General features: G+C 66.3%; 11 protein-coding genes. 10 read left to right on the top strand and 1 reads right to left on the bottom strand.

Annotation, left to right across the window (positions count from 1 at the left end; all coding sequences use genetic code 11):
- Window positions 1-20: 20 nt before the first annotated feature.
- The 7 genes from CEY08_RS01630 to CEY08_RS01660 are packed head-to-tail and all read left to right on the top strand — an operon-like array spanning window position 21 to window position 8,234.
- A complete protein-coding gene (locus CEY08_RS01630) occupies window positions 21-509 on the top strand; it encodes a MaoC/PaaZ C-terminal domain-containing protein (protein WP_042792506.1) in 489 nt (162 codons plus the stop codon).
- Complete coding sequence (locus CEY08_RS01635) at window positions 506-2,638, top strand: acetate--CoA ligase family protein (RefSeq protein ID WP_076815710.1); 2,133 nt, start codon at window positions 506-508, stop codon at window positions 2,636-2,638. Before CEY08_RS01630 ends, CEY08_RS01635 begins: the two co-directional genes overlap by 4 nt.
- Before the next feature lie 45 nt (window positions 2,639-2,683).
- Entirely contained in the window at window positions 2,684-3,838 is a 1,155-nt protein-coding gene (locus CEY08_RS01640) for an acyl-CoA dehydrogenase family protein (RefSeq protein WP_042792505.1), read from the top strand.
- 49 nt (window positions 3,839-3,887) lie between these two features.
- Entirely contained in the window at window positions 3,888-4,625 is a 738-nt protein-coding gene (locus tag CEY08_RS01645) for an IclR family transcriptional regulator (RefSeq protein ID WP_042792504.1), read from the top strand.
- Window positions 4,626-4,656: 31 nt separating this feature from the next.
- The gene (locus CEY08_RS01650) at window positions 4,657-5,787 is read left to right on the top strand and encodes a CaiB/BaiF CoA transferase family protein (protein WP_063641780.1); all 1,131 of its coding nucleotides are present in this window, start codon (window positions 4,657-4,659) and stop codon (window positions 5,785-5,787) included.
- Window positions 5,788-5,846: 59 nt separating this feature from the next.
- Window positions 5,847-6,674 carry an enoyl-CoA hydratase/isomerase family protein gene (locus tag CEY08_RS01655; protein WP_063641782.1) on the top strand — a complete coding sequence of 276 codons (828 nt, stop codon included), beginning with the start codon at window positions 5,847-5,849 and terminating at the stop codon, window positions 6,672-6,674.
- Between the two features lie 3 nt (window positions 6,675-6,677).
- Window positions 6,678-8,234: a class I adenylate-forming enzyme family protein gene (locus tag CEY08_RS01660; RefSeq protein WP_076815712.1), complete on the top strand. Its 1,557-nt coding sequence runs from the start codon at window positions 6,678-6,680 to the stop codon at window positions 8,232-8,234.
- 33 nt (window positions 8,235-8,267) lie between these two features.
- On the opposite strand, the gene CEY08_RS01665 is transcribed toward CEY08_RS01660, so the two are convergent.
- A complete protein-coding gene (locus tag CEY08_RS01665; protein ID WP_063959895.1) occupies window positions 8,268-9,164 on the bottom strand; it encodes a LysR family transcriptional regulator in 897 nt (298 codons plus the stop codon).
- A gap of 119 nt (window positions 9,165-9,283) precedes the next feature.
- Here CEY08_RS01665 and CEY08_RS01670 point away from each other — a divergent pair, with 119 nt between their 5' ends.
- The 3 genes from CEY08_RS01670 to CEY08_RS01680 all read left to right on the top strand — a co-directional run bounded on the left by CEY08_RS01670 (window position 9,284) and on the right by CEY08_RS01680 (window position 13,045).
- Window positions 9,284-10,897 carry an FAD-dependent monooxygenase gene (locus tag CEY08_RS01670; protein ID WP_076815714.1) on the top strand — a complete coding sequence of 538 codons (1,614 nt, stop codon included), beginning with the start codon at window positions 9,284-9,286 and terminating at the stop codon, window positions 10,895-10,897.
- 87 nt (window positions 10,898-10,984) lie between these two features.
- Window positions 10,985-12,310, top strand: a complete 1,326-nt coding sequence (locus CEY08_RS01675) for an MFS transporter (protein ID WP_076815716.1) — start codon at window positions 10,985-10,987, stop codon at window positions 12,308-12,310.
- 30 nt (window positions 12,311-12,340) lie between these two features.
- A complete protein-coding gene (locus tag CEY08_RS01680; RefSeq protein WP_063641794.1) occupies window positions 12,341-13,045 on the top strand; it encodes an SDR family NAD(P)-dependent oxidoreductase in 705 nt (234 codons plus the stop codon).
- Window positions 13,046-13,115 lie beyond the last annotated feature (70 nt).

Below are 13,115 nucleotides of genomic sequence, written 5' to 3' on the forward strand. Positions count from 1 at the left end.
CTTACGGAATCCGATCAGCCATGCAAAGCGCAAGCCCTGCCAGCCAGTCCCCGCTTCCCCCCCAGCAGCCCCTGCAGGTCGGCCACAGCTTCGAGTCTGCCGGCCGCACCATCACCGAAAGCGACATCGTCAACTTCGCCTGCCTGTCCGGCGATTTCAACCGCCTGCACGTCGACCACGAATACGCCAGCGCCACCCCGTTCGGCCAGCGCATCGCCCACGGGCTGCTGGTGCTGTCCGTGCTGTCGGGCCTGACCACCCAGTCCAGCGGCTACCGCCAGCTGGAGCCCTACGTGCTGGCGCTGATCGACATCAATTGCCGCTTTCCCAAGCCCACTTTCATCGGCGACACCATCGTCGTTCGCGTGACAGTGACGGAAAAGACGGGGCAATACCGCCCCGGCAAGGACAAGGTGGTGTTCCGGCGCGAAGCCATCAACCAGCGCGGCGAGGTCGTCGTGCAGGCCGACTTCGCGATGGTGCTGCGGTCCATGGAGGGCGCGGCATGAAGCCCTTCGCTGACTTGACCCGCTTTATCAATCCGCGCAACGTGGCCGTAGTCGGCGCTTCGGCCCGCGAATCCAGCCAGGGGCGTCGCCTGTACGACAACCTGGTGCTGCATTCCTCCGTGCCTGGCGAGGTCTACGCGGTCAATCCCGCCTATCAGGAGATCGGCGGCCGGCCGTGCTGGCCGTCCATCAGCGCGCTGCCCGAAGCCGAGATCGACGTGGCGCTGATCATGATCAACGCCACGCTGGTGCTGGATGCCTTGCGGCAATGCGTGGCGCGCGGGATTCCATTTGCAGTGGTCATGACGTCGGGGTTCTCGGAAGCGGGCACGGAAGGCCAGCGCCTGGAGCGCGAGATCGCCGAGCTGTGCCAGACCACGGGCCTGCACGTCTATGGACCGAACTGTCCGGGTTTCGTGAATGTGCGCGATCGCCTGGGCATGACCTTTTCACCCGCGTTCAAGGACGATCTGAATGCCGGCTCGATCGGCCTGGCGACGCAGGGCGGCGGGCTGGGCCGCAATTTGCTGCAGGGCCTGTCGTTTGGCGAGGGCGTGGGCCTGTGGTTCTCCGCTGGTAATGAGGTCGATCTGGAGATTCCCGATTTCATCGCCCACATGGCGAACGACCCGAAAATCAGCGTCATCGCCTTGTTGATGGAAGGCGTCAAGAACGGCCGGCGCCTGACGGCCGCGCTTGAGCTGGCGCGCGCGCGCAACAAGCCGGTGGTGGTGCTGAAGGTCGGCCGATCCGAAGCCGGCGTGCGCGCGGCGCAGTCGCACACGGCATCGGTGGCTGGCACGGCTGCCGTCAACAGCGCCGTGTTCCGCCAATTCGGCGCGATCGAGGTGGACGACCTGGACCAGCTCCTGGCCGCCTCGCGCCTGCTGACCCGGATTACGCCCAAGAGCGGCAACGGGCTGTGCATCTACACCTTTTCGGGCGGCACCGCCGCGCTGGCCGCGGACATCGCCGGCGCCGCCGGGCTGCCGATGGCGGTATTCTCGCCGGACACCAAGGCCGCCCTGCGCAAGCTGCTGCCGGATTTCGCCAGCATGGACAATCCGGTCGACACCACCGCCGACATCCTGCGCAACCCCGAAGCCTCGGCCGCATGCCTGCGCGCAATATGCGCCGACTCCGCAGTGGGCACGGTGCTGTTCCCGATTCCCATGGATTACGGCGTCATTACCGACGGCATGGCCCAGGCCATCGCCACGGTTGCCGCCGAAACCGACACCCTGATCGTGCCCGTCTGGATGAGCCGGCGCCTGGGCGGCGGCTTCCAGTTGCTGGAAACCGCGGGCTTGCTGCCGTTCCTGTCCCTGTCGGACGCAATCTCGGCCCTGTCCAAGGCCATTCCGTGGAAACGCCCCGCTCGCGCGGCTGCCGCGGCGCCCCGACATGGGGACGACGGCGCCACCGGGGGGCCCCGCATGCTCAGCGAAGCCGACGCCAAATCCATGCTGCGCGAAGCCGGTCTGCCGATACCAGAAGGCCGGGTGGTCACGAGCGCTGAGCAGGCGGCCCGGGAAGCGGAGCATCTGGGCTTTCCGGTGGTGATGAAAGTGGTCAGCGCCCAGATCGCGCACAAGACGGAAGCAGGCGGCGTCAAGCTCGGCATTGCGAGCGCCGGCGCGGCGCGCCAGGCCTATGCCGCCATCCACGAATCGGTCGCGCAGCGTTGCCCTGGCGCGATCGTGGACGGCATCCTGGTGGAGCGCATGCTACCGCCCGGCGGACGCGAGGTGCTGGTCGGCGTGCACAGCGACGCGGCTTTCGGCCTGGTGCTTACCTTTGGCCTGGGCGGCATCTTCGTCGAAACCATTCGCGACGTGGCCCACCGGATGGTCCCGCTGTCGCGCGAGGATGCGCGCGCGCTGCTGGCCGAGATCCGTTATGCCGAAATGCTGGATGGCGTGCGCGGCCAGGCGCCGGCCGATCTCGCCGCGCTGGAAGACTTGGTCCTGCGGGTCTCCGACTTTGCCTGGAGCCACCGCGACACACTGCAGGAAATGGAGCTCAATCCGGTCTGGGTCGGCGCCGAAGGACAAGGCGCGGTGCCGCTGGACGCGCTGATCGGCCTGCGCCAAGCCGCGGAATCCAGTTCGGACCCGCGCCCGGCATGAACACAGCCAGATCCCCATTCCCGCCCCTATCTGCCTAGGACTTGCATGGACTTCTCACTGGATTCCACCCAGACCGAACTGCGCGACTCGCTGCGCCGCTACCTGGCGGCCGAAGTCGCACCCATCGTCAACCGCTACGAAGCCGAAGGCCGCGTGGTGCCACAGGAAATGGTGCGCGCCATGCGCGACTTCGGTCTCCTGGGCGGCATGTTGCAAGAGAAGGATGGCGGCTACGGTTTGCCGATGACCACCTACGGCCTGCTGATCGCCGAGCTGGCGCGGGTCTGGCCGTCGCTGCGCAGCATCGTCAGCACCAGCAATCTTGCCGCCTCCGTGCTGAGCGATGGGGGCTCGCCCTATCTCAAGGAAAAGTACCTGCCGCGCGTCCTGTCGGGCGACGCCATCGCCAGCTTTGCGTTGAGCGAACCCAATATCGGTTCCGACGCCGCGAACGTCGAGACGCGCGCGGTGGAAACCGCCACGGGCTGGCGGGTCAATGGCCGCAAGCTCTACATCAGCCTGGGCACGGTCTGCGAGCTGGGCGTAGTGTTCGTGCAAACCCAGCGGCAAAGCGGCGAACGTGGGGTCTCGTGCCTGCTGTTCGAGCGCGCGATGGCAGGCTTCTCGTCCAGCCCCATCCACAAGATGGGCATGCTGAGCTGCCCGCTGGGCGAACTGCTGTTCGAAGACGTGGAGATCCCCGCGGCCAACCTGATCGGCACCGAGGGCAAGGGGTTCGCGTTGGCCAAGAAATACCTCAACATCGGCCGTTGCGTGGTGGCGTTTTCGGCGCTAGGCATCGCCGAAGCGGCGTATGAGGCGGCGGTAAAATACGCCGGCGACCGGGTCCAGTTCGGCCGGCCCATAGGCGGCTTCCAGCTGGTGCAGCATATGATCGCCGACATGATGACGCTGGTCGAAACCTCGCGCCTGCTTTGCTGGCGCGCGGCCGACGCGCTGGACCGCAATGCCGCCGACAGCCAGATGCTATGTTCGATGGCCAAGCGCCATGCCACCGATGCCGTGCTGCGCGTAGCCGAACTGTCCATGCAGGTACATGGCGGCGCTGGCTACACCACGCTGTTCCCCGTCGAGCGTCATTACCGCGACGCCCGCCACCTGAGCATTGCCGAAGGCACCAACCAGATCCAGGCCCTCCTCATGGCGCAAAGCGTATTAGGCATTTCCGCGTTGAAATGACCGACGATGTAAAAGCCCGGGCCGGCTCCCCACTCAACTCCGACATCCTATGCCGCAAATCCTCCCTACCGCGCAACGCGTGCTGCAAGTCTTCGAAGTCTATGCGCGCGAACGCCGTCCGCTGACGAATTCGGAAATGGCGCGCTTTCTCGATCTGGCCGACAGCAGCTGCTCGGACCTGCTCTACACGCTGCGCCAGGCCGGCTACCTTTTGCGCACGCCGAAGTCCCGCTACTTCCACCCGACAGGCAGGCTGCTCGATGTGGCCCAGGGCATCTCGGCGGCCGACCCGCTGCAGGCATTTGCCTCCGAAGCGCTGGAGATCCTGACGCGCCAGTCTGGCGAGTCCTCGATGTGCGGCCTGCTCGACGGCAACAAGGTGAAGATCTACGCCAGCCAGGAAAGCCCGCGCGCCCTGCGCTACGTGGTGCAGCCGGGTACCACCTTCGACCTGCAGGTCGCGGCGCTGGGCAAGGCCTTGCTGGGCGAGATGGATGCCGAGGAACGCAATGCGCTGATCGACGCGCTGCCGTTCGAACACGTTACGGCCAGCAGCATTACCGACCCTGGCACCTTGCGCACGCAGATCGAATCCCAACTGGAAAAGAAGTACTTCCATACCCGCGACGAAGGCAACGAAGGCGTCTCCGCCGTCGGCATTGCGGGACGCGTAGGCGGGCAATTGACCGCTCTCTCCATCGTGGGGCCGACCCACCGCATGGACGCCAACATGGAAAAGTACACCCAGATCATCCTGGACGCGCGCGCGGAATTCTTCGAATCCTGAGAACCCGCTTCATCATGGAGTGACGATAGACATGGCTGGTCCCCTGAGCGGGTTTACCGTCGTGGAAATGGCTGGCATAGGGCCCGGTCCCTTCTGCGCCATGATGTTGGCGGACATGGGCGCGGACGTGATCCGCATCGACCGGCTGGCCCCGGGATTCCTGGGCGGAGGCGGCACCATCATCGACCGCGGCCGCCGCACGATCGCGCTGGACCTCAAGAAGCCCGGCGCGACCGATATCGTGCTGCGGCTGCTGGACAAGGCGGACGCGCTGCTGGAGGGGTTTCGGCCCGGCGTGATGGAAAGGTTGGGGCTGGGGCCCGACGAGTGCCTGGCGCGCAATCCGCGCCTGGTGTACGGACGCATGACGGGTTGGGGGCAGGACGGGCCGCTGTCGCAAGCGGCCGGCCATGACCTGAACTACATCGCCATCACTGGCGCGCTGCACGCCATGGGGCATGCCGAACTACCACCGGCGCCGCCGCTGCACCTGGTCGGCGACATGGGCGGCGGCGCCATGATGTTGGCCTTCGGGGTGCTGTGCGGCTTGCTCGAAGCGGGCCGCACCGGTAAAGGCCAGGTGGTGGACGCCGCGATCTGCGACGGCGCCTCGCTGCTGGCCAGCGCCTATCACGGCAAGCTGCGAAGCGGCGACTGGATCAACCAGCGCCAGTCCAACATGCTGGACGGCGGCGCCCATTTTTATGGCTGCTATGCGTGCGCGGACGGCAAGTACGTGTCGATCGGCGCAATCGAACCGCAGTTCTACCGCCTGCTGCTGGAGCGCTGCGGCATCGACGACCCGGATTTCCAGCAGCAATGGGAACGCGCGCAGTGGCCGCAATTGCGCGCCAAGCTCGCTGGCATTATCGCCGGCAGGACTCGAGAACAATGGTGCGCGCTGCTTGAGGGCACGGACGCCTGCTTCGCGCCGGTGCTCGATTTCGAGGAAGCCCCGCAGCATGCCCACAACCAGGCGCGAGGCAGCTTCATCGAAACTGCCGGCACTGTCCACCCCGCCCCCGCGCCGCGCTTTTCCCGCACGCCGGGGCAGGCCCGCGCAGTGCCAGCGCCGGGCGAGCACACGGACGCGCTGCTGGGGGAACTGGGGCTGACCCAGGACGACATCCAGTCCCTGCGCGAGCATGGCGCCATCGCCTGACGGCCCGCGACAGCTTGCGGCCGGGCCCGCATGCGGCCTGGCCATCATGGAAGGCAGACATGGAGACTTACCCGATGCAAGTCATCTCAAGCGAGTTCAAGACCGTGCTCTATGCCGTGGAAGGCGGCGTCGCCACCATCACCCTGAACCGTCCCGCCCAGCGCAACGCGCTGGACCTGACCATGCGTGAAGAACTGGCCCACCTGGTGGGCGAGATCCGGCGCGATCGCGGGGTGCGCGTGGTGATCCTGGCCGGCGCCGGCGGCGCCTTCTGTTCTGGCGGCGATATCTCCACCATGGGCTGCGGCGGCTCCGCCGAGCAAGCGCACGAACGCATGGCCAGCCTGCTCGTGACAATCGAAGGCCTGATCACGCTGGACCGGCCGGTCATCGCAGCGGTCGACGGCGCGGCCTATGGCGCCGGGCTGGGCCTGGCCCTGACCGCCGACCTGATCCTGGCCTCGCCGCGCGCGCGCTTCTGCCTGTCGTTCCTGCGGCTGGGGGCCATCCCGGATTGCGCCACGCTGTATACCCTGCCGCGCATGGTGGGACTGCAGCGCGCCAAGGAACTGGCCTTCTCCACCCGCGAGTTCCAGGCGCAGGAAGCCCGTGACATGGGCATCGTGTTCGAGATCCAGCCGCAGGAACGGATCCACCAGCGCGCCCGCCAGATCGCGCTGTCGATGGCGGAACTGCCCATGGCGGCGCTGGCGATCACCAAACGCGCTTTCAACGCTTCGCTCAACAGCGATTTGAACACCATGCTGGACCTGGAGGCTGCCGGCCAGGGCGTGGCCCGCTCCACCGACTACCACCGCGAGGCGGCCGGGCGCTTTCTCGACAAGGTGGCGCAGCGCTTCCAGTGGCCGGCGGCCGATGCCGTATAGGCCATGGCCCATCTGATCGATTTCTTCGAGCGCGGCCTGAGAATATCCGCAAGCGCGCCCTGCTTCGCGGAACCCGGCGGCCGCGTCCTGGACTACGGCACGGTGGCGGATCTGTCCCACCGCATCGCCAATGGCCTGCACGCGGCGGGCGTGGGCCCGGGCGACAAGGTCTGCTTGCTCAGCCCCAACCATCTTCTGACCTTCGTCGCGGTGCTCGGCATCGTCCGGTCCCGCGGCATCTGGCTGCCCGTCAATGCACGCAACAGCATCGAGGAAAACCTCCACGTACTCGCGCGTGGCCACTGCGCCTTCCTGTTCCTGCACAGCAGTTTCGCGGGCGACCTGGACAAGATCCGGGCCGCCCTGCCGGACCTGAAGAGCCTGGTCATCATCGACGGCCCGCAAGGAGCAGCGCCGGGACTGGAGCAATGGGCCGCCGCGCAGAGCGCGGCACCCGTGGCCTCCGAGGGCGGCGGCGATGACATCGTGGCGATCCGGGGCACCGGCGGCACCACGGGCATGCCCAAGGGAGTGCTGGTCACACATCGCATGTACGCCACCCTGCTCGCCAACTGGTTCGCCGCCATGCCGGTCCGCGAAACGCCCGTGCATCTGGTCGTGGCGCCGCTGACTCATGCGGCCGGCATGGTGGCCTTTGCCACGCTGGCCTATGGGGGCGTGAACATCGTATTGCCATCGCCGCGCCCGGAAGCGATTCTGCAAGCCATGGAACGGCATCGCGTCACCCAGCTTTTCTGCCCACCCACCGTCATCTACCGCCTGCTCGCTCACCCGGAGGTACGCCGCTGGCGCTACGACGCGCTGCGCTACTTCGTCTATTCGGCCGCGCCCATGTCGGCGGCCAAGCTGAAGCTGGCGCTGGAAGTCTTCGGTCCCGTCATGGTGCAGTGTTACGGCCAGGCCGAGGCCCCCTTCACCTGCACCACGATGACCACCGAGGATCACGTCGCCGCGCTGCGGCAGGACACGGTACACCGGCTGGCCAGCTGCGGGCGGGCCGGCCCATTTGTCCGAGTGGAGATCATGGATCCGCAAGGCGGGCTGCTCGGTCCCGGCGAACGCGGCGAAATCGTGGTCCAGGGCGACCTGGTCATGGCCGGGTACTACAACAACCCCGAAGGCACCGCGCAAGCCTTGCGCGGCGGCTGGCTGCACACCGGGGACGTCGGCTATCGCGACGCCGACGGCTTTTTCTACATCGTCGACCGCATGAAAGATTTGATCATCTCGGGCGGCTTCAACATCTCGCCGGGTGAAATCGAACAAGTTCTGTGGGCGCATCCCCTGGTGAACGATTGCGCCGTGATCGGTGTGCCGGACGAAGATTGGGGTGAGGCAGTCAAGGCCATCATCGAACTGAAACCGGGCGCGCGGTGGAATGCGGAAGACGCCATCGCATATTGCCGTGCGCGGCTGGACGGCATGAAGACGCCAAAGTCGGTGGAGTTCCGCGACGAGCTGCCGCGCAGCCAGGTGGGCAAGGTATTGAAGCAGCAACTGCGCGAGCCCTACTGGGCTGGCCGGGACCGGCGCGTGTAGGCCGGCGCCCGATCGCGACTGGCCGGCCCGCGGCTAGCCCTGCGCCCGCGCGCTGGCGCGCCGCGCCAGCGTGCAGTAGTAATCGGCCGCAGGTGTCAGCGGCAAGCCGGCCCGCTGCACGATGCACACCGGCGGCGCCGGCAGCGGTTCCTTGACGCGGATTTCCTGGAATACCCCCTGCAATAGGGGATATTGCAACCATTGCACCGGCAGCATCATCAGCAAGTCTGAATTGGTCAGGGCCGTGATGAAGGTCAGCGCCGACTGCGCTTTCAGGGCGAGGTGAGGCGGCGGCAAGCCATGCTTCTCGAAAAGCGGCCCCAGTTCCTCTTCGGCCTTGTGCGTGATGGAGGTAGTGATCCATTGCGCCCCCGCGAGGTCGCGCAGGGACCGTGCGCGCGCAAGCGGATGCCCTTTGCGCCCGACAATCACGCGCATGTTGTCGAAGAGCTTTTCGACCTGCAGTTCACCCGGCGTGCGCGCAGGCACCGGCCCGATGTAGAAGTCCACGGTACCGTCGAGCAGGGACGACTCCACCCGTGGATAAACCCCATCGATGATTTCCAGATGAGTATCCGGGTAGCGCGCCCGGAACTCCCGCAACACTTCGGCGAACAGGCCCAGATGGGGCGCCGTCGACATGCAGAGCGTGACGCGCCCGCGGGACTCGCCGTTCAGTTGGCCGATCTCGTCGCGGGCACGCTGAAGCTCGTGGCGTATGGCGTTGGCCCGCCTGAGAAAAACCTCGCCCATGGGCGTCAGGCGCACGCCCTTGGCGTGCCGTTCGAACAGCACGCATCCCAGTTCTTTTTCGAGTTCGCGGATGCTGCGGGAAATTGCAGGCTGCGGCGCGTCCAGGTGACGAGCCGCAGCCCTGACCCCGCCACGTTCGGCCACCGCCAGGAAATCTCGCAGGGTGTTCAGCTTCATGGATAGCGATTCAAATTTGATATCAGTAAGCTAATTCTGCCATCTTTAAGCATCGGAGGCATAGGCCTAGGATGCGTCCAAAACCTGCAGGAAAAAGCAGGCAACCCAGGAGACCTAAGGTGGAAAAGCGAGCCTCGCCCCGCGTGCTGATCGTGGGCGCCGGACCGGCCGGATTGAGTCTGGCGATTGAACTGGGGCACAGGAAGATTCCGTGCCTGCTCATCGAGCGCAACGACCGCGTGGGATACGCCCCACGGGCGAAGACAACCAACGTGCGCACGCGTGAACACCTGCGGCGCTGGGGCATTGCCGACCGCCTGCGGGCAGCATCGCCGCTGGGCGCCTACTACCCTTCAAACGTGGTGTTCTGCACCCGCCTGGCGGGCTTCGAACTCGGGCGGCATGAGAACGCCATGTACTGCGCCCCCGGCCGCAATCCCCTGTACTCGGAACATGCGCAATGGATTCCTCAATACACCGTGGAAGAGGTGCTGCGCTCGCATGCGGCCACCCTGCCCGGCGTTGAAATCCGGTTCCGCACCGAGTTATTGGACCTGTCGCAGGATGCCAGCGGCGTGCGCGTCCGCTTGCGCGATCTGGCGCAGGGCCGCGACGTCGAACTGGAAGTGGACTACCTGGCAGGCGCCGACGGCGCCCGCAGCCTGGTACGGGACCTGATCGGCACGCGCATGGAAGGCAGGCACGGCCTGTCCCGCAACTACAACATCGTGTTCCGCGCGCCCGGCCTGGCACAGGCGCATAAGCACGGGCCCGCCATCATGTACTGGCAGGTCAATGGCGACGCGCCCAGCCTGATAGGTCCGATGGACGGCGGCGACACCTGGTTCTTCATGCCCACGCACGTAGATCCGCAACAGCGAGCCAGCGACATCGACGCGCGCGCACTGATCGCCCGCGCCACCGGCATCGACCTGCCCTACGAGGTGCTCAGCAGCGATGAGTGGACCGCGAGCAAACTCCTGGGCAACCGCTACCGGCAGGCGCGCGTCTTCCTGGTTGGCGACGCCTGCCATCTGCACCCGCCTTTCGGCGGCTACGGCATGAACATGGGCGTAGCCGATAGCGTGGACCTGGGCTGGAAGCTGGCCGCCGTGCTGCAAGGCTGGGGCGGCCCCGCGCTGCTCGACAGCTATGAACTGGAACGTCGGCCGGTACACCAGTGGGTGCTGGATGAAGCCGAGCACAACCATTCGATACTCGGCAATCACTTGCTGGCCGAGCACCTTGAAGATGCCGGCGCGGCGGGCGAACAGGCGCGCCACGAAGCCGGCGCGCGCATCCAGGCAGCGAAAATGCGCGAGTTCGCCACGCTGGGCGTGGTGCTGGGCTATCGGTACGCGGACTCCCCCGTCATCGTGCCGGATGGCAGCCCCGCGCCTGCCCGCGACTTCATTAACTACACGCCCTCGTCCCATCCCGGCGCCCTCGCCCCCCACGCCTGGCTGCACGACGGCAGCTCCCTCTATGACCATTTCGGCCCGGGATTCACATTGCTGGCCTTGCCTGCGGCAGCCGCGAGGGACGTCGATTCCGCCGTACTCGCGGCTCGAGCCGCAGGGGTGCCGCTGACGTTGATCCGTCCGACCGAAGGCGGAATCGCCAACCTCTACCCTGCCCCGCTCACCCTTATCCGGCCCGACCAGCACGTCGCCTGGCGCGGCGCAACCTGGCCGGACGCTGACTTGTACGCCCAGGTCACGGGGCGCCACTGAAACCAAGACCGGCGGTGCGCAGCCAGGCACCGTCCCAATCCAAGCCTAGCGAGATCCGCCACGAAGGTGGACGACTGGAGACCAACCATGATCCGCAATGAAGATCTGGCGAACGCCGAACGGGCTGTCGCCGGCTTTCGCCACCGCGTCCTGCCCCTGCTGTTCGCAGGATATCTGCTCAACTTCCTGGACCGAACCAACATCAGCTACGCGCAATTGCAGATGGGCGTCGACCTGGGCATTTCCCTGGCGGCCTATGGATTCGGCGCGGGGCTGTTCTTTATCGGCTACGCCAGCGTATGCGTGCCGGCCAATCTGGCGCTGCAACGCTTCGGCGTCAGGCGCTGGCTGGCGTTCATGTTCCTCGCCTGGGGCCTGGTTTCCTGCCTGATGGCGGCGCTGCATGGCGAGAAATCGTTCTACGTGCTGCGCTTCCTGCTAGGGGTGACGGAGGGCGGCTTCATTCCCGCCGTCAATTTCTATATTGCATCCTGGATACCGCCGCGCTATCGCAGCCGGATCAACTCGATCTTCATCATGGCGCTGCCGCTGGCGATGATCTTCGGCGGTCCGCTGGCGGGCATGCTGCTCAAAATCGAATTCGGCATGCCAGGCTGGCGCTGGCTGTTTCTCATCGAAGGCCTGCCGACCATGCTGCTGGGCCTGCTGATCCTGCGCTACCTGCCCGGCACCCCGCGCGAGGCGCGATGGCTCAGCGATGAGCAGCGCCAGGGCTTGCTTGCGGTCATGGAGCATGAGGCTCCCGCCCGCGCGGCCGCCCCGGCCGCGTCCTGGACGCGCGGATTCGCGGTCTTCCGCCAGCCGATGCTATGGGGCATCCTGCTGATACTGCTGGCGGCCTACGCCGCAACCTTCGCCCTGGCGTACTTCCTTCCCACCATTCTCAAGCAGTTGTACGGCATCACGCCCCTGGAAATCGGCACGCTGCTGATGATTCCCAACGTGGTGGCGCTGGTGTTCAGCTACGTCATCGGGCGCAGCAGCGAACGCACGGGCGACATCCGCTGGCACCTGGCCGTCGTCTGCCTGGTGGGCGCTGGCGGATTCCTGATGCTGCACGGCGCGGCAACGGTATCACTGGCGGCATTCCTGGCCGTGGTGTCGGTCATCACGGGCTACACCATCGCGTACTACGGCCCCCTCAATGCCGCCGTGCAGAACTACATCGGCGCCAGCGCCGGCCCTCTTGCGCTCGTTACGACCATAGGCTCGCTCGGAGGCTTCTTTGGCCCGACCCTGACGGGCGCCGTCATGCAGGCCAGTGGAGGCGAATGGGAACTCGCGGCCCAGGTGTTCGCGCTGGCGACGCTGGCAAGCGCTGGCCTGGCAATACTGTGCGTGCGCAACCGGGGCGCCGCGCGAGGCGCGCAGGTCGCTGCGTCCAGCACCTGAAATCGATCCAACCTGCATAGGGAGTCAGACATGAATGCGAATACGCAAGCAAGAACCGCGGTCATCACGGGCGGCGCCAGCGGCATCGGCCAGGAATGCGCGCGGCAACTGCGCGCCGAGGGGTGGCGGGTCATCGTGTGGGATCGGAGCGCCGCGGACGGCGGCGTGGCCGTCGATGTTTCCGACTACGCCAGCGTTGCCCGCGCAGCCGCGCAGCTGGACGGCGTCGATCTGCTGATCAACGCCGCCGGGATAGCTGGCGGCCGCGCCCCCGTCGCGGACAAGGACCCGGCGGAATGGGCCCAGGTCCTGGCGGTGAACCTCAACGGCACCTTCCATTGTGCGCACGCCCTGTACCCCGGCCTGCGTGCCCGCGGCGGCGTCATCGTCAACATCGCTTCGGTCGCCGGCATGGTCATGATGAAAGGCCGCGCCCATTACGCGGTATCGAAAGCCGGCGTGGCGACGCTGACGCGCTCGCTCGCCAACGAATGGGCCGAGGACGGCATCCGCGTCATCGCGGTCGCGCCCGGCTACGTCAAGACGCCGTTGATCCAGCATTCCATCGATGCCGGGGAACTGGACGAGGCGCGGCTGGCGGCCATGCACCCCATGAATCGCCTTGCCACCACCCAGGAAATCGCGGCATCCATCATTGCGCTGACCAAGCCGCCGTTCCTGTTCATGACAGGTTCCGTCGTCACCATCGATGGAGGCCTGACGCTGGGCAAATAATCCCGGACATCGCGCGACAGCAACAGTTTGTCCCTAAATTCCGTCCTAATCTGCCCCCAATGAAATAAAC

Source organism: Achromobacter insolitus, assembly GCF_002209555.1.
Taxonomy (GTDB): Bacteria; Pseudomonadota; Gammaproteobacteria; order Burkholderiales; family Burkholderiaceae_B; genus Achromobacter; species Achromobacter insolitus.